A 19,060-nucleotide genomic window follows, 5' to 3' on the forward strand; every position below is an offset into this window, starting at 1 on the left:
ATAATTTTATATTCATATTTATAGCTTGTCCCTACTATGATAAGGTTCACCGTATTTTTTCCCAATGTCATTTTTAAACCTAATATATCAACCATTATATATAAACCATTGTACAAACAATTAATCTTCTTAACCTCTTTGGACCATTGCACGTTAATTTAATAAAATAAAAATTAATATTAGTTTTATAAATACAAAAACATTAATATTTTTATTAAGTTCTACTATTTTTAAAAATTTTCCCTTCTCTTTTCATAAAAATAATAAAATATCGAATTAATAACATTAATCATTAAAAAGAATAGTTTGCAAACTAGCTGAGGTGAAAGTTCTTTCTTTTGTATTTCATTCCAATGTGCTAATTTATTTCTATAATTATATCCTATCTTTGTTTCTTGGGTTTTCCCAAAATAGAATAGTAAATGCTTTACTTGATATTCACCCAATATTTCTTTAATTACTTCGTTTTCAATTGATAAATACTGGCCTATAGTCCCTATACTACTGGGCACATATTCTTCATCCTGCTTAATATATTTATATGTAACCCGCAATATATTTTCTGTAAATGCACAAATATACATTGAGGGACCATAACATAAAGATTGCATTCTCTCATCATCTAGTTCTCCAATATTACTAAATATATTATCAAGCATATTGTATAATAATTTCATATCAAATATTATATCTTTTTTCCCATATCTTAATTCTTGGCATATAAATTCTAAATATCCAATATACCAAATTAAGCTCTCTACAAATAATTTTTTATCATTCATAATTGAAAATATAGCTGCAGTCCCTACTGTTATATATACATTTAAATTCTGTTGATGGGAAAAAGTAAAATAATCATCTGAATCAATATTTGAGGATACTAAATCTAAGAATGAAGTTTCTTCTTTAGGCGGAAAATTTAAATTACTTTTCATAATATCACATTCTTTATCGTAGCTATGTGTTAAACTCAAAGGCTTAAATTCCCATGGCATATCTGATTTTAGCATTTTTATAATATCTACAACGGGAATTTCATACGTAATAACTTTTCCTTTTTCTTTCAAATATTTGTCCATTATTTCTTCTGACACTTCAACATATCCCTCAAATTGATTTCCCTTTATATGGTTTATCCTTTTCAAAATATTATAAATTTCATAAATAGTATTTTGATGTTCCATAATATTGTCAATACTTAATTTGTTCATTATAGATTCACCGTAATTAATAATTGTATTTACAGCAATATCTAAATAATCATATAAGTTTTCTTTTTTTCGATTATAAACAGATGCTATTATATCACCTATTTTACTAAGTCTATAGTTAATAGCATTTTCTACTATATCTTTACTAAATAACTTTTCAAATAAGGTAGTTTGATTTTCTAATGTCTTTTGCAGTTTATCATAGTTATCAAATATTAGGTAACTATAATTATCTATAAGATATAAAAATACATCTTCTGATATCCCCCCTTGATATTTTATACACAAATCAAGAGTAACATTTTTTATATCATAAATTTCCCTTTCTTTCATAAATATAGTTTTAATGTTTATATTAATAAATTTAATAATATTTCCTACACTGAATTCCTTATATTTCCCTTCTAGTTTTAAAATTAAATTTTGAAAACTTTCCTGGTTCTCCTTATTCTTAATGTATGGTATGATTTCTTGTATTTCTATTATCTTTTTTAGAACTAAATAATCTATAAAATCATTTAAAGTTAAATCTTTTGTAAAATCTTTATCCATATAATAATCACATATGAGTATCCTATTATCTATTATATTTTTTAAATCATTCGGTGTAGCCAAATCATTCAATCCATAATACTTTACTGTCATATAGGTACCATTTTCGTTCAATACATTTAGAATGTTTCTCATAATACCACCTCTACCATTACCATTCTAACACCTGCCATAATTGATTTTATATTTGACATCATAACCTCTCCCATTTTGTATAACGACCTTTTATCCCTTTTTACAATAAATTTATCATACTAATTCTAAACAGTTCCTTTACAATATGAACAAACATTATATTTTATAAATATATTTAATCTAATAAAAATTAAAATACAGCAGTAGGCCTAATATGTCAAGCCTACTGCTGTATAATTAAAATATATCCTCTATCCTATTTTTCCAATATTTTTTATATTCCTCTGATATACTACCTGAACCCTTTTTATTATATAATATAAGTTGCGTTTGAACTATCTCTTCCTTATATTTATACTCTTTTTTGCCTTCAAAAAACCTTTTATAACCTCTAATCTTATAGTTAACGTCTGAAAAAGATGTACTCTTAGGGTCTACAAATAATATTTTATAGACGCCAGTTTCTTTCTCTTTCAACCAAAATATAAAATCAGGTTTAAATTGTCTATATTTATTCTTCTTCTCATCATAATAAGGTATATATATTTTATCTATGGTCTCATCTATCTTACTAAACATCCACCATTCATACTTGTTGTCAATATTATCCTTATTATCTTCTATATAATTTTCTAAATCAATTATAAAGCAATGCTCGCTTTGTTCCTTAATAATATGTGTAATATAATCAATTTTATCATTTTCTGTCGTAATTATAGGTAAATAATAATGCTCAGGTATATACTTTATTTGTACTCCCTCTACTTCAATTTTATCAGATATTTTACTAGTTTCATCTAAATATTTAGTAGCTTCTTCTTTGGAAATAACCCCCTCAAGCAGCTTATCTAGTATTTCATCTCTATTAGTTTTACTCTCTTTTGCTCTTTTTACCTTTTCAATCTCTTTAACAATTTTTTCATATTTATCCTTAGATATCTTTATCTTTTTAAAGTGAATAATATCTTTATCCTCATTAATCTCTTTAAAACTTAATATTTTATCCTTCATTCTTATATGTTCTTTTAGTTTATATATCAATATATCTAAATTGGAATAAGTATTTAAATTTGTAAATTCAAAGTTGTTTTTGTCTACCAACAATTCTTTAATCTTTTTTAATTGCTTTAAACTTATGTCATGTTTCAAAAGTAAATTATTATCATTATTTTCCAAAATATATCGTCTCATTCTTTCATAGTCTGATTTTAAAATATAAAATTTTGGCATATCACATATATTTATAAATTCAGTTTCCTTATATTTGGGAACTAAAAGGGTGTATGGTGCTTCTGATTTTCTAATATTATCTATCCCTACCATTTCTATATCTTCTTCAGTATCCTTTTCCATCGCATCTATTACTTTTTCTAATACATTTTTATCGGTAGCAAATACAAATAGGCTTTCTAATGAATGACCATAAGTTAATAGAGTACTATCTTGTTTAATGGGATTTAATTTTTTTAATACTTCTTCACCTCTAATTTTATCTATTCTCTTTCTTTCTCCTTTAATTGGTTGGATTCTAATCCCCCTACCGAGAGATTGTAGAACATATTTTTGTGATTGAGCCTGAGTGCCTATATTAATATAGTTAATTATATTAGGTCTTAAAGAATCCCATCCTTCATAAAAGGCTCTTGAGCCCATAAGTATATTTATATCTTCATATTCATCAATATTTTCAAAATATCTTTTATCTTCATATCTTTCAGTTATAGTCAGGTTCTTTAAATTATCTTTTACCCATTTCCTAGCTTCTCCAATTCTTACAATACAAAATGGACTTGGATTTTCAGATGTTTTTAAGAAAAAGGCAACTTCATTTTCATTGTCTTTTGAGTAGCTTATTTCAATTTCACCTTTTTCCCGTGAATTATACACATATTTATATATTTCATCTATATCAATACCGCTGACCTTATTTGTATCTATATCAATATCACCCATTTTATACATATATTGTCCCTTGTTAAATTCATTTATAAGCTCAATTCTTGCCTCTCTAAACAAATCAGCATCACAACCATTTTGAGCTATTTCCATTATCTCCTTAAAATATAATAGCAAATCTGGGTCTGTCTCATATTTAGATTTGTTAACTGTGTTTACTAGAGTAAGCATCATAGGGCTATGATATATTTTATCTATATCACTTAACTCCTCATAGCATTTTTTCAAGTAAGATAATGTTATTAATCCTTTTAATACTATCTTTTTTTTGTTTCTTATAACTTCATCATCTTCTATTTTACCTTTGAAATCATCAAACTCAGATTTAGATACATATATCTTTTTTCCATAACCTGCTTCTAAAAACTTCTTTAAGTTAAAATTATAAATTGTAGTTATTTTATCTATTTCATCCGTAAAAGTTGCAGAAAAGTTAAACAGAAAACCATTCTTAGAAAATGCTGAAAAGTATGCCTTCATTTTAGAGTCTCCACTTTCCCCTCTATGAGCCTCATCTAATATTACATACCATTTACCATTATTTACTCTCTGAGCATAATTTAGCATCGCATCAGTATCATGGCCATCAATAAAATTATCTGACCTGTAATAGTATACAGTTATTTCATTTGAAAAAGACATAGACATCTGCTCTGTGTTAGTCTTTTTACCTTCAAATTCTTTTAAATTTACCAATCTAATATGGGGATTATCTGGGGTTAAATTAAAGTCTTCTAATTCATCTTTTAATTGCTTTAGTAAATCATTTCTAGGGGCTAATAGCATTATATTGTTTTTAGGTATTTCCCCTCTATCCATTAGAATTCCAAGTATTTGAATAAGTTTGATTATTACAAGAGATTTTCCACTAGCAGTTGACATCCAAAAATTCATTCTATTTGTAAATTCCTTAAAACTAATAGTATCCTCTTCTACATTGAAATGTTTTTCATATATTTCAAATACTTCATCCCTAAATCCGTATTTACTACTCCTTCTTTTCTGTCCTGCAGCTGATTCAATATTTCCATCATATATAGATTTATATATTTCAAATATAGCTGATTTTCTTTTGTCATTTGCTTCAGATTCTTCATCTATTAAATAATCTTCTATATCTTCATAATATTTATATAACCCTAAAATTGCATACTTAATAGCTTCTTCTTGATATTCAAACAGAGTTCTTTTAAAAGAATATTTTTTTATATTAGGTATTTCCCAACTAGATGGAAGTTCGTCAAATTTATTTATGTCGATTATTTTTTCAAACAATATATTTTTCATTATTCACACCACCAAATTAGAGGTTTTATCATTTTATAATCTATATTATTCAAATCAACCTTTGTTCCATCTTCAAATATTACTTCATCTTCTGTTATTTTCTTAATCCATTTTCCTGTTAGATTAGATAATGTTTCTGGTATATCAATCTTTTCATATAATTTACTTAAATCTACTTTAACCTCGTCACCTTGAATTTCCATACAATAATTCAACTTTTCATCCCTTAGAAATACATATTGTTCAAATGGAGATTTGTTTTGATTATAAATCAAATGTTCATCATCTTTATATACTGCTTTTCTTAATGTATCTTCATATTGCTCTAAAGAATAGTATTTAAAAAATCCTCCACCTTGCCAATTAATGTCTTTTGAAAGATGAGGTTTCCTAATTTTATCAATCACTTTCATTGTTTTATCACCATATAAAACCCATTTCATTCTTCCTAAAATGCCTAATTTTTTTTCATTTTTTTTATCATAATAAAACTCCTTAAAATATTTTCCTAGCTCAACTCCTAAATATTTTCTATTTAATTTATGTGCAACTGCAAAGGTCGTTCCTATTCCTCCAAAAAAATCCAAAATTAAATCTCCTTTATCTGTACTAGCTTGAATAATTCTTCTCAATAAATTTTCAGGTTTTTGTGCCGAACTAAAGCCAAAGCTTTCACTTACTCTCATTTCTGATTGTGTAAATGAAAATATATCATTCCAAATATCCCCAATTGGAAATATTTTTTCATTAATTTCAATATTCTTTTTCAATAATTCACCATTTTCCCAATATTCAATATAATAATTGAAGTCATGTATTTTTTTGGGTTTTTCTATTTCTTCTTTTTTTTCTGATATCAAATCTAACCAACCAATATCAAGTTTTGTAGTATTTCTATTAGGTTTCCATAATTTATTAAATTTGCTTTTTCCATTTTTACAGTAGAAAATTGTTTGATGTTTTAATACAAAATTTTCTCCAAAACTTTTGTATCCAAATAAATCAGCTTCTTCATCTTTTGTAGCATTTGTATCAAATATAATTTCGGTAATTTCAGAATAAAGTTTTTTCAAAATTTGTTTTCCATAATCATTCGCATTATCATCTAAATGCAAATAAAAACTACCATCTTCTTTCATAAATTCTTTTCCAAGTAATATTCTGTCATATATAATTGATAACCAAGTGGAATTTTTATATTCATCAACATATATAAAATCGCTTCCAGTATTGAATGGTGGGTCTATATATATACATTGTACTTTTCCTTTGTATTTTGGTAATAGGGTATTTAAAGCCTGATAATTTTCTGAGTGGATTAATCTCCCATCTAATTCTTCATCTAAATTGTCAAATAAACCTAGTATATCTAATTCTAAATCTTTAAAATATTTGGTATCTATAGGTAAATGTTTATGTTTTTCTTCATCTCTATTATTAAAATCAAAACCATCTTCTACCATCCCTAGCTCTTCCCATTCCCTTATTTGTCTATCTAAATTAGGATGATTTGCTATTTTGTTAATTATCTCATCTGTAAGCTTATCTATTGTTATTACATAATTTGAATTTAAAACAAATTTAGGTTTATTCCATATTCTTACTAACTCATCTTCAAATTGAGATATAAAATCTATTACATCATAAGCTATATCTTTTAATACCATTAGTTGATTAATTCTCTTTTCATTGAATTTATTATAACTTCTTTCCCCATCACCAAACATATACTGATAAAGATATATATCAAATCTATCTGTTAAAAATTTCTTTGCATTCTTATTTATAAAATAATCTACTTCTGATTGCTTTTTAAAGATTTTAAACACTTTTATTAGTTCATCTTCACTTATTTCAATACCGTTTTTATTTAATTTCTTTAATATGTCATCAATTTTAGTAGTTTTATTGCCAGATTTATACTCAGGATAAAAAATAATTTTCTTTTTGTCTTTATTTTCTTTTACTATACATTCCCTAAAAACTATCTCTTTCTTCTCATTGTTTTTTTTATGTTCTAATTTGGAAACATCAAAGTAATAGTCAATACCATCTACTTCAAATTCAATATCCTGATATAATATATCAGTTTTTACATAATAAAGCATCTGAGTTTTCCAGAACAATGATACATCTTCATTCTCAGAATAAACTTTCTCATATGTATTTTTATTTAATTCATTATAGGTATAATAAACTGAGCCAGTGTCTGTAAAATAATCTTTAAAAAAATCATATAGCCTTTCATAAAGTTCTTCTTTAAATTCTGGAAATTTCTTAGTTTTCTCATTAACTACTTTAGTCAATTCTTCTTCTATTATCTCAAAATGTTTAGCCTTCATAGTCATAAGATTTACATATCCAGAATCTCCTTTAATCGGTGTCCCAATATACATATCTTTTAATATCTCATAAAACTTATCTTCATAAGTCACAATACTCACCCTTGCTTTCTAATATATTTTAATTAAAATCTTACTTTAATTCTAACAATTATATCTATTTTTTACAAATAAGAAATAAAATTTTCTACCTTATCTTCTAAATTAAAATAATTCATGGTACATCCTTTTCATTTCACCTCTATTCAATTATAATTGAATAGTCTTTAATAATTTAATTGAAAGGATATGCTATGAACTACAAAATTTATATTGTCGATGAAAATAAAATAGATAGGTTTTACATCGAAGCAATAAAAGAATATGAAAAAAGATTAAGTAAATACTGCAAAATTAAATTGCATCATATAAAAAATAGAGAGCAATTACTTTCAAAGTTATCTAAAAATAGCCATGTGATATTAATATCCACTGAAGGTGCCAATGTTTCCTCTGAAGAACTTGCTGAAAAGATTAATTCTTATGGGGTAACTGGTATATCAAATATAACTATTATTTTAGGAGATTCTCTCGAAATGTTCAAAGATAATTTTGATGAATCTATAATGATTAGTACTATGGATATGGAGATAGGATTACAAGCTACAATCTTATTCGAACAAATCTATAGAGCGTATCGTATAATTAACAATCAACCCTACCATAAATAGGACAAGCCTTTTATTTGCAAATAAGATATGTTTTTACAAATAAAAGGCTAATTATTTAAAACTGAACTCTCTGCAGTTAAGGTGACAAATGTGCATATTACTATGATACGGCGTTTTTTTATGTCAAAATCATGTATATATTGTATGTCTAATGCTAAAGCATCTATATATTTTATATATTATAAGAACTTATATGAAATTATATGAAATTGCTTTTTATTGTTATAAGAAATTATATGAATTTATAAGAAGTATATATTAGATTCCCCTTCTAAATTTTATATAGGTTTGCCTTTTATATATACTTCTACATGTTCATATTATTAAATAAAGTGTATACTAGCCAAAAATAAAGCCTTTTCTTTTTCAGAAATAGGTATGAGTTCTATATTAAAACATTTGTTACTATATGAATAATCTTTAATTATTCTAATAGTCTCCTTCTCTTTTACTTCTTTTATTAAGTCCTCTATATCATTTTTCTTAGTTGATAATTTCCTACAAAAAGTTAATGGACGCATTTCAGTCTGATTCTCCAGATTAATTTTCACTTTTGGACTTTTTTCTTTAATTTGATTAAACCTATTAAATTGCAATATATTTACTAATCGTATAGCTTGTATATTTTTATATAGTCTCACCATATTTCCATTTATAAAATTTGAATACCCATATAGAATATGACTAATAAATTGGTCACTAATTTGAAACTTTATTTTGTGAGATTGTAAAATATAGTCCTTTAGATTATCTATTTCTAATTGATTTGCACTAATTTCAAAATCATCTATATAGAACCTTTTAATTATCTCAGTATTTATTCTATAGTAATTTTTATTCCCATACTTTTCACTTTTATAGCAAACAAATTTTAGCAAAGTGTTAGAGAGCTTTCGTGAAAATTCATTTTGGTGTAAATATTTAAAGTCTCTTTGCAATTCAAGTAGGTCTAACTCTACACATGTATTTCTAAATATATTATAATTATTTTGTTCAAACATGTTTTTTATAAACATTTTATCAAAGTCAGAGAAAATAGAAGTATCAAATTCATCAGCTTCATATATTTTAGTCAAAGTATCTATAAAAGTTGTTTTTATTGTAGCACCCAGTTGTTTTTGTACTAATGTATGTTTATTATCTATGCCATAATTATATTTAATTTTATCAATAGACTCCATGTATATACTATAATAATCTGGATTTTCAACAGTTATTTTAAAAAAATTTCTATCACTAAAATAATTAGTATCCATTAATGATATCTCATCATAAAATGCTTTCATTTTTTCATTCCTTTCTTATTTTAAAGTTTCTAATTATATTACATATAGTCAATAAAAAAGATGTACCAATAGTCTGTCTAACTATTTGTACATCTCTCTTAAAACTTTTTGATTTTTATGTTTATAAAATGTTATTATCTTCTTATTTATCTTTATTTTTATTAATTCAAACATCAAATCTTCACCCATCTTTAATTTATTTAATTCTAATAAGGTTTACAATATATCCTAGAATTGAACCAAGCTATATAGCTCATCCTTTTCCTCCTGAGTTATTCCAATATATTTTAATGTTATCGACTGAGAACTATGATTGAATGTATCCATTATGAGTCCTATATTATATCTAGAAGCTTTATAAGTCCAGTATCCCCAGGTTTTCCTTAAACTATGTGTTCCAAAATCTTCTATCCCTACGGCTATGGCTGCCTTTTTAAGCACTCTATATGCTTGTGTAGTGCTTATATATATCCTTTCTGTTTTCTTTCTACTCTCAAATAGATAATCATTATAATTTAATCCCTTATCTGCTACTGTAAACGGCAAGTACTTTTCCTTAAATTTCGGAAAATAATTTTCCCGAACAATTTCCAGTTTCTAATCCTCTAAAAAGGATTTTCTATGTGTAAGCCTATAGCTTTTGCCAGTCATATTAAATAACTCACATTTATAGGTAAGCCTGTCTAATATAGCTGTAGTTAATGCTGGGTCTCCTAATAATTCGTTCCAATCTCCAAAGCCCTTATTTGATGTAATTATAATTGAAGTCTGTTCGTGTAAGGCTGATATTAACTGGAAAAACATATTAGCTTCCTCACGATTAATTGGTAGATATCCAATTTCATCAATAATTACAAGGTCTGAGGAATGTATTTTATTTATCTTTATCTTACTCTTTCTCATTATATCCTGTGTTTTTAATGAATAGACCAAATTGTCCATTGAGATGAAGCTTACCTTGTATCCCATATCTATAGCTTTATAGCCTAATGCTATGGCTAAGTGAGTTTTCCCTACACCAGGAGGACCTAGGAAGATAAGATTGTATATCTTATCTATCCAGTCCATTTCTAGAAGCCTGTTTATATGTCTTTTGCTGATAGACTTTTGAAATTCAAAATCAAATTCTTCTATTGTCTTTATTACAGGAAATCCTGCATTTTTTAATCGAGTTTGTTTTTTCCTCTGCTCCTTAGCAATTATCTCTTCATTTAATATTTGGTAAAGAAATTCTTGATATGATAAATCTTCATTTTCTCCATGTTCTATGAACTCATCTATCTTTTTCTGTAGATTTAATAGCTTTAGTTCTTTGGCATATTCTTTTATATAATCAATTTTACCTATCATCTTATCCCTCCAATGCTTTTACATATTCTGATGTATCCCTAATTTGGGTTTTAATATCATATCTTTGAGGGATAGAAGGGATGTTTTTATTAGCTGTTTCTAGTTTTTGGTTATCTAATTCCTTATATTTCTCACCTAAAAATTCAATTGCATCTCTAAAACTTACAGCACTGAATATCTCTCTTTCTATGCAATATTTAAGAGATTCTTCTATGAGTTTTTTCTCTACATTTTTACAAGTATTGCATATTAAACTGTATTGGTCCCTTATGTATCTTGGTTTTTCAATCCTAATTCTATCGAGAAAAATCTTGGCTTCATTGGTGTTGTTCAGTACATTTAAAGCTTTTTCATATAGTTTGTCTATCTTTAAAGTTTTATCCCTTTCAGGATGATCAATTTGTATTAATTTTCCTTTCAGTATGCACTCCTTATGTTCTGCTAAAATTTTACCTGTATCCTTATCTATTATCTGAATAATACCATCTAAATTACGAACTCCAACTGTTTTTCCTGGTTCATATGTCCCTTTAGGAACTTGATATCTATTTTGTTTATACGAAATGGTGTTGTCTTTTCTTACTGTATAGGTTAAAATTGAATTAGATGGTACATTTCTAAATGTTTGTGATACTGGAAGAAGGTATTTCTTTTCGAGGGAGAATACTTCTTTCGGTATCTTTTTTGTTGTTCCATGAATATTAGCATTTCCTGTTCTATCTAACCACAATAGACAATCTTCATTAAACTTGTCTATATCAACAAAAGTTCTATTCTTTGCAAAATTATACTTTAAATATTTAACAACTGCTTCTATTTTTCCTTTGCTTTCTGGGTCATATCCTCTACACATTCTTACTCTAATTTTCATAAAGTCTTTAAAGTTTTGAAATTCTTCTGTAAAAATTATGTCTCCATAGTTTTCATTAACTGCTAATAGTCTGTCTTGGTCATATACTATTTCGTGGGTTTTACCTCCAAAGTATTCAAAGGCCTTAGTATGAGCATCAATAAAATCTTTCGTTGTAAATGGCTTGTTCTGCCAATAGGCATATTTCATTCTAGAGTGAGACAGTACCATAGCAAAGGCATAAAGTTTAACTCTTTTCCCATCTGCATTGTTAAGCCATATTTGTCCAAAATCAACTTGTGCCTGATAGCCCATTGGAAGTTCTTGCACTGCTTCATGTTGTCTTTTAGATACAACCTTTGGAATATCATATTTATCTCTTATGTATCTTACATAGTTTCTCACACTCCTATCTGTGCATTTAATATCTCCATATCTTTCCTTTAACCAATCCAAAATCTGAGCTGCACTCATGTCTGGAAAATCTCTTAACCAACCTACTATCTCATCTTCATATTCATCTAGTATTTTCTTTCTAACCTTCACTTTTTCCATATTTTCAGCAAACTCCTTTACCTGCATATTCCAGTATTTAGATACAGTCCCATAGTCTAAATCTAAATATCTTGATATTTGAGATTTCTTTAGCCCTAACTCCTTCATGTTTTTAATTTCATTAAACATATGCCAACCCTTCAATCCCATTTTCTATCTACCTCCTGTAAGATATTTTACAGGAAAGTAGATTTGTTTCATATACAACTGGAAAAATTTCAGGATTCTTATTTTCCGAAATCTCATGATTTTATTTTACCACTTACACATACTTAATTTAATGATGCCATGGGATGAATTAGTTCAGAAAACATGTAAAGTAGATTAAATTTACAGGGATGTCATATACGACATCCCTATTTAAAACCCTGCATCTATTATTATACGCTTACGAAGGAAACCGTGTTTTGTCTACAAACTGAAAGCCATAACAATACAGTATTGTTATGGCTTTTTAATTTATTTTTCTATTTTAATTATTTATTTATAACTTCCTATTATCCTTTAGCTAAGCATTATATCCATAAAATGGTATAAAACAAAATTTCCCTATTAAATACTAATATTTAGTTACTAAAATATAATTGATAAAAATAGCTCTCATTATTCATAAGCTCTTTAAAGGTCCCATTTTCAACTATTCTTCCTTTATCTAGAACTATTATTTCATCATACTTCTCTAAAATATTCTCATCTAATCTATGGGTAACTGCAATTAGGGTTATATCTTTTTCTAAAATATTATTTTCAACTATAGTATAGTTTTTACCATCTAATGCAGATGTAGCTTCATCTAAAATGAAAATTTCCTTATTGTGTACTACGGATCTAGCAATTCCAATTCTTTGTTTTTCTCCACCAGAAAACTCTGCAATATTTTTGTCAATTTCAGTATCTAATTTATCAGGTAGATTCTTTATCTTTCTATCTATATTTGCAAATTCTAGGGCTTCTATTAGTTTTGAATTTAAATTTGAATTAAAATAGCTTAAATTATCTCTAATAGTACCTTGAAAAAAAGATACATTTTGCGGAATATATGAAATATTATCATATAAACTATTTATATCTATAGATTTTAACTCTACCCCATCTACTAAAATTTCTCCAGAATAATCATAATAATAGCCTAAAATACTCTTTATTAGAGAACTTTTGCCACTGCCACTTCCACCTACTATAGCATATTTTTTACCCTTTTCAAAAGTATAATTTATATCTTTCAAAATTGGTTTATTGATAGTTAAAGAATAATTTTTAAATTCTATACTTTCATTAATATTATTTAATTTTACTAATTTATCTTTATCATATTCTTTAATATCAAATTTTTGAATAATATCTTTACTACCTTTAATATTTGAAATATTACTACTTATTACACTAAGAGGGCCTGTAATATTACCAGATATAAAAGCTATAGCAAAAACTTCACCCACTGTTAAAATATCATATATTGCTAAAAACATACCAATTAATAATGCCCCTATCATTACGAAAGCTGAAGTTATGGCTGTTACATTGGACACAACACCAAGAAAGTTATATGCATTTCTTTTTATAGTCAAAGTTTCTTTGTTAATTTTATTATGTCTGAGCTTTATAGCGTTTTCTGCATTATAAGTTTTAATCACGTTATAACCATCTAATAGTTCATTTAAACTCATAGTATAATTAGAGATACCAGTACTATAATCTGAAAATTTTTTGGATAATTTATTCTCTAATAACTTTGGTATTAATAAAGGAATAAAACTGGCAAGAATTATATAAATAGTAATCCATATGTTAATCCTTATTAAAAATACTACAGCTATTATTAAACCTATTATTTGATCATAAGTAAATCTTATAGGATGGAAAAATTGTTCTTCTAGTAACTTGACATCATTAATTAGTGAAGAGCTGTAATCTCCGTAATCTTTTTTAATAAATTCATATAATGGCTTCTTATTTATTTCATTAAATATTCCAACCCTAGTTCTTTTTAATGTCTCAAAATAATACTTTTGCTCATATAAAGCAGCTAAAAATTGAAATACTAATAAAAGCCCAAGAGTTATGACTAATTTAATGGCGTAGGTCCTGAATTCATTAGTTGAACCACTAATACCAATATCAAAAGCCTCTCCTAAACCCTTGCTTAAAACAGTAGCAAATATTGCGGTAAAGATATAAAATATAGTTAATATAAATATTTTTAAAGGACTATGAAAAAGCGATTTCAGAACTATATTGTTTCTTTTCTTCATTGTCTTTCCCCCTTTTGCTACCTTGAATTAAATCATAAAAACATGTGCCTTGTTTAAATAGTTCATCATATGCACCACTTTCAACTACTACTCCATCTTTCAAAACTATAATTTCATCATACATATATAAGTTATCATTAACCCTATGGCTAATAGATATTATTGTCTTATCAAGGTTTAAAATATTCTTCTCAATTTCAATAGAATTTTTCTTATCAAGTGCAGAAAAACTTTCATCTAATAGAAATATAGGTTTATCTGATAATAAAGCTCTAGCTAATGAAATCCTTTGTTTTTCTCCACCGGAAAAGTTCTTCCCGCCTTCTTCTATATAAGTATGAATACCATTAGGTAAGTTTTTTATTACTTTACTAAGCCCTGATAGTTCAACTGCTCTATTTATTTCTTCCTCTGTATAGATATCTGAGAATAAGGTTATATTATCCTTCAACGTCCCACTCATTATAAATACTTCCTGTTGAACATAGACTATTTGTTGCCAAAGCGAGCTATTATCTATTGCTTTTAGTTCCTCATCATTATAAAATATCCCACCATTATAATCTTTATAAAATCCCATGAGAAGTTTAATTAATGTACTTTTACCACTACCACTACCACCAAAAATCGCATATTTTTCCCCTCTATTAAATGTAAAATTAATATCTTTTAGAACTTGATTGTCATTATAAGAAAAACTTAAATCTTTAATAGTTATTTTTTCAATATCATTAATATCTTTTAATGGAACTTGTAAGTTTTCTTCTTTATTCAAAAACTTATCTATTTTTTCCTTAACATTTTTACTTGCATTAATTTTTTCATAATAAACTAATATAGAAGATATAGGGTTACCTATACTATTGGCATATCCAAACAAAGCTGTAGCTGCAGAAACCGCTATTATTTCAGTTACAACATCATTAACAAAAACTATTAAAGAAGCAACTTTTAAAAAATAAATTGCAATAGCAGCTAAAATAAAGTTGATTACTCCTAAAAATTTTTCATTATATCTAGTATCTTCTAATTGCAAAACATCATTTTTAAATTTTCTTCGAAATATATTATTATTATTACTAGTTATAATTTCTTCCATTCCATAGATATACTCATTGGTTTTATCATTATATCTAGTCATTTCTTTTGAACTTTCAAATCCAGCCCTACCTATTTTTTTCTTAAGCAAAAAAGGTTGGATTAAAGAAGGTATAATTAATAATAGAATAATAAACACATATTTAATATCAATTCTTGCGATAAAATAGATCATTACAAACGCTTGAATTACTTCTCCAATAATAGTAATTAAACTCTTGTAATATTCATTTTCTAAGACATCAATATCATTTACAATCATAGAAGAATAGTACATATTATCCTTCTCATAGAAGCTATTATAATTTAAATTTAGTAATTTATTTAGCATATCTTCTCTTAAATATTTTGAAACTTTATAAAGAAGATATCTTTCAACAAATGACATAAGAATTAAGAAAATTAACATTCCTAAAAGTACTAATATAACTTGAATAGCAACAACTTTTCCTTGAGCAAGATTATTGCTTATTGCAATATCTGTAATCCAAGAATATGAAGTAAATATTAAAGTTGAGAAGAGAAAAGTTATTAACGAAAAAACTCCATAAATAAATAGTATTAATTTATTTTTTCTTAAATAGTTATTCATTGTAACCTCCTCCCTGATATATAAGCTATATCTTTCGTACACTAATTTTTTGATTTGGTTTTTTACTAATACATACTTTTGTATCTTTGTACTCAAAAGATTTAGTTTTTGTATTTTGCAATAGTACAACATCAACTGGATAGTCTACAATAACTTTAGTTTTATAGTTATCAAAATTCATCATAAATGCTTCCTTACCTAAGTGAAACATATATATTATATTTTTATTGCCCGTATGATTTGACAAAGAATAAGAAATAACTTCAATAAAGTTAAGGATTACTTGAAGAAATTCGTCCTTTAAATCCTTATACGTTGAATCAATATCAACTTTATTAATAATTGTAGTTAAGTCATTTTTATAATAATCATAAATATCATAAATATATTTCCCTTCAAATTCCTTCATTAAATGATAATAGATATAATTAAAGAATCTATACATACAAACTAGTGAATAAATAAACTCAGAGAGATTATCGGTATTTTTTCTAACAGGTGTATCAAATTCACAAAAATTTGTAAAGCAACTAATATTATCAGTTATCAGAGTTTCGTAATTCTTAATAAATTTTTTGTCATAGAAAAAACCATTGATCCTATTTTTATCAAAATACAAATCATCCATAACTAATTCTAATTCTTTAGTACTGGGAAATGGTGTAAATCTATGCAACTGTATTCTTTTAATATTTAACTTTATTAATTCATTAATAAAAAATAATGTAAGATGTAAATCTTCGATCTTCTCCTCTTTAAAACCATACATAAAAGACAAGGTTATAGTAATATCTTTTGTACTTAACATTCTTATTTTACTTAATGCTTCTTTTAGATTAATGTTTTTATTAATTGTTTTTTGCATACGTTGAGAACCTGTTTCAATACCAAAATAAATAGATTTACAACCTGCGTCAATCATTATATCAATTAACTCTTCATCTATCGTATCTATTCTTGCAGAACATCCCCATTCAATATTAGCATTGCTTTCTTTAAGCTTTTCGCAAAAATCAACTATCAAATCCTTATTAACAGTGAATAAATCATGTTTGAAAGCAAACGTATTAATATCATAATTACTTTTAATATATAATATTTCCTTAATAATATTATCATTTGACTTTAATCTAAACTTACGGTTCCAAAATTTGCTAGTACAACAGAAAGTGCAAGCAAAAGGACATCCTCTTCCTACATCTACTGGATAAGAGTCTATTTTATCTTTGACTATAAATTTATCTAGGAATATAGGTTCAATAGGTTGTATCGAATCAACATCTATCATTGTTGTATCTCTGTCAGTAAAAAAAATACGGCCCTTATTTCTATATACTAAATTAGGAATGGACTTCAAATTTTCTAGGGAGTTACTCAGAATTGATTCCACAACAAATAAAATATTTTGTTCTCCTTCTCCTATCATGATCATATCTACACACGAAAAATTATTAATAGTCTCTTTAGCTGTTAACGAAGCTTGTGGCCCCCCTAAAATAATATAAATATCATCTAAATCACTACTTTTAACCTTATCCTTAATTCTACTAGATAAATCAATCACAAAAGGGTAATTATCATTCATAGTAGTAAACCCTAAAATTTTTGGACTTATATTAATTATATCCTCGACTATCTGATCAAGTATTTTATCTTGTATAATTGAAAATTCTTTATTGTTCACATACTTTTCATAAGAAAAATCATATATATCTACTACAATATCATTTCTATACAAAATACTTGCCAAGTTTAAAAGTCCAATATTTGGAATGTCTTCGTAATCAGTATATCTAAAGTTTAAATTATTTATCAATAATACATCCATTTAACTCCTCCCTATAAATATAATTAGTAGTAAATTACATAATGATGTACTCCCTAGAGATACCTCATTATATATGATATTGTAATGACTAAAACTCGTTAATTTTAGATATATATTAAATAGTTATATTTACATAACTAAAATAATAACATTATTATAGATAAATATTGCCATACCAACTTCCACTAAACAACTAGGTTTACGTAATATTTCAGCTACTTTGAAAATTTATTAGCATAATCAGAAAAATATACTTACTTTATAAAATGAAGTTGATGATGGTGATAATTCATATATTTTTGTAAAAAATATTATTTAATACATTTATTATTGATGATATTTAATCAATTTTTGTTGTTGAACTTCTAATTAAAAACTAAATATATTTCTTAAACTAATTAGTGGTATTATAGAATTTAAATTCTATGTTACTGAAAATACCCCAAAACTTTATCGATCTGAATTACGGAGATTTAAATTATGCTAAATTAGGCATGGAAATACATCATATTTATAGCTCTGTCCAGATAAATATTTAAAATTGATTTCCTAAGTTTGCTTATAATAGCTTAAATAAAACTAACATACATTAACAATTAATTTAGATGCTTGAAAATATACTATTTCTACCAAAGCCATAGGACTTACGTTCTATGGTATTAATACACCTCTTTAGTTAAAGTATTATAATACATTAACAATTTTGACGATATTATTAGATAAAATTAAATATATCTAGCAGAGAGTTATACTAGAAAACTTAATAACAAAAAACCTATATTTAAAATTATAAAAATCAATGTACTAAATTAAAATGTATCCGTATAAAATCTTACCATTCATCGTAATACAGATTTGGTTCTTCAACCCCTCAAAATGGATTAAAATAATAAAAGCTATTTCAATTAAAACTCTATACAAATATATCCATCTAGGCTATAAAAAATAACATTAAAATCTAATATTTAATTTGCTTTTATATATAAGCTAAATACTTTTATACTATTGAATTTTACGATTATATGAAGGGTAATGGCCTCTGTATAAAAAATCATA

At 25.9% G+C, this 19,060-nt stretch carries 11 protein-coding genes; 1 reads left to right on the forward strand and 10 read right to left on the reverse strand.

Annotation, left to right across the window (positions count from 1 at the left end; genetic code table 11):
- Positions 1-230: 230 nt before the first annotated feature.
- The 3 genes from JL105_RS11080 to JL105_RS11090 all read right to left on the reverse strand — a co-directional run bounded on the left by JL105_RS11080 (position 231) and on the right by JL105_RS11090 (position 7,576).
- Positions 231-1,898, reverse strand: coding sequence for a hypothetical protein (locus tag JL105_RS11080; RefSeq protein WP_132029179.1), 1,668 nt, complete (start codon positions 1,896-1,898; stop codon positions 231-233).
- Positions 1,899-2,135: 237 nt separating this feature from the next.
- Positions 2,136-5,141: a DEAD/DEAH box helicase family protein gene (locus JL105_RS11085; RefSeq protein ID WP_132029182.1), complete on the reverse strand. Its 3,006-nt coding sequence runs from the start codon at positions 5,139-5,141 to the stop codon at positions 2,136-2,138.
- Complete coding sequence (locus JL105_RS11090; RefSeq protein ID WP_202690524.1) at positions 5,141-7,576, reverse strand: DNA methyltransferase; 2,436 nt, start codon at positions 7,574-7,576, stop codon at positions 5,141-5,143. The genes JL105_RS11085 and JL105_RS11090 overlap by 1 nt, the downstream gene beginning before the upstream one ends.
- 200 nt (positions 7,577-7,776) lie before the next feature.
- Between JL105_RS11090 and JL105_RS11095 the strand changes: the two genes are divergently transcribed.
- Positions 7,777-8,193 (forward strand): 23S rRNA (pseudouridine(1915)-N(3))-methyltransferase RlmH, encoded by a 417-nt coding sequence (locus JL105_RS11095; protein ID WP_132029185.1) that lies wholly within the window; start codon positions 7,777-7,779, stop codon positions 8,191-8,193.
- A 323-nt stretch (positions 8,194-8,516) separates the two neighbouring features.
- On the opposite strand, the gene JL105_RS11100 is transcribed toward JL105_RS11095, so the two are convergent.
- From JL105_RS11100 to JL105_RS11130, 7 genes are all read right to left on the reverse strand, one after another.
- Entirely contained in the window at positions 8,517-9,479 is a 963-nt protein-coding gene (locus JL105_RS11100; protein ID WP_132029188.1) for a hypothetical protein, read from the reverse strand.
- Between the two features lie 228 nt (positions 9,480-9,707).
- Entirely contained in the window at positions 9,708-10,025 is a 318-nt protein-coding gene (locus JL105_RS11105; protein WP_202690525.1) for a tyrosine-type recombinase/integrase, read from the reverse strand.
- Between the two features lie 51 nt (positions 10,026-10,076).
- Complete coding sequence (gene istB, locus JL105_RS11110; RefSeq protein WP_202690526.1) at positions 10,077-10,829, reverse strand: IS21-like element helper ATPase IstB; 753 nt, start codon at positions 10,827-10,829, stop codon at positions 10,077-10,079.
- Position 10,830: 1 nt separating this feature from the next.
- Positions 10,831-12,384: an IS21 family transposase gene (gene istA, locus JL105_RS11115; RefSeq protein WP_202690527.1), complete on the reverse strand. Its 1,554-nt coding sequence runs from the start codon at positions 12,382-12,384 to the stop codon at positions 10,831-10,833.
- 416 nt (positions 12,385-12,800) lie between these two features.
- Positions 12,801-14,486, reverse strand: coding sequence for an ABC transporter ATP-binding protein (locus JL105_RS11120; RefSeq protein WP_202690528.1), 1,686 nt, complete (start codon positions 14,484-14,486; stop codon positions 12,801-12,803).
- Positions 14,443-16,176 (reverse strand): ABC transporter ATP-binding protein, encoded by a 1,734-nt coding sequence (locus JL105_RS11125; RefSeq protein ID WP_202690529.1) that lies wholly within the window; start codon positions 16,174-16,176, stop codon positions 14,443-14,445. Before JL105_RS11125 ends, JL105_RS11120 begins: the two co-directional genes overlap by 44 nt.
- Positions 16,177-16,201: 25 nt before the next feature.
- Positions 16,202-18,004 (reverse strand): B12-binding domain-containing radical SAM protein, encoded by a 1,803-nt coding sequence (locus JL105_RS11130; protein WP_202690530.1) that lies wholly within the window; start codon positions 18,002-18,004, stop codon positions 16,202-16,204.
- Positions 18,005-19,060: the final 1,056 nt, after the last annotated feature.

The sequence above is a fragment of the Keratinibaculum paraultunense genome (assembly GCF_016767175.1).
Taxonomy (GTDB): domain Bacteria; phylum Bacillota; class Clostridia; order Tissierellales; family Tepidimicrobiaceae; genus Keratinibaculum; species Keratinibaculum paraultunense.

What these genes read in the sequence shown, in the direction of transcription:
- JL105_RS11085 (WP_132029182.1), bottom strand. Translation starts at nt 5,141, where the DNA reads ATGAAAAATATATTGTTTGAAAAAATAATCGACATAAATAAATTTGAC.
- JL105_RS11130 (WP_202690530.1), bottom strand. Translation starts at nt 18,004, where the DNA reads ATGGATGTATTATTGATAAATAATTTAAACTTTAGATATACTGATTAC.
- JL105_RS11125 (WP_202690529.1), bottom strand. Translation starts at nt 16,176, where the DNA reads ATGAATAACTATTTAAGAAAAAATAAATTAATACTATTTATTTATGGA.
- JL105_RS11120 (WP_202690528.1), bottom strand. Translation starts at nt 14,486, where the DNA reads ATGAAGAAAAGAAACAATATAGTTCTGAAATCGCTTTTTCATAGTCCT.
- JL105_RS11080 (WP_132029179.1), bottom strand. Translation starts at nt 1,898, where the DNA reads ATGAGAAACATTCTAAATGTATTGAACGAAAATGGTACCTATATGACA.
- istB (WP_202690526.1), bottom strand. Translation starts at nt 10,829, where the DNA reads ATGATAGGTAAAATTGATTATATAAAAGAATATGCCAAAGAACTAAAG.
- JL105_RS11095 (WP_132029185.1), top strand. Translation starts at nt 7,777, where the DNA reads ATGAACTACAAAATTTATATTGTCGATGAAAATAAAATAGATAGGTTT.
- JL105_RS11100 (WP_132029188.1), bottom strand. Translation starts at nt 9,479, where the DNA reads ATGAAAGCATTTTATGATGAGATATCATTAATGGATACTAATTATTTT.
- istA (WP_202690527.1), bottom strand. Translation starts at nt 12,384, where the DNA reads ATGGGATTGAAGGGTTGGCATATGTTTAATGAAATTAAAAACATGAAG.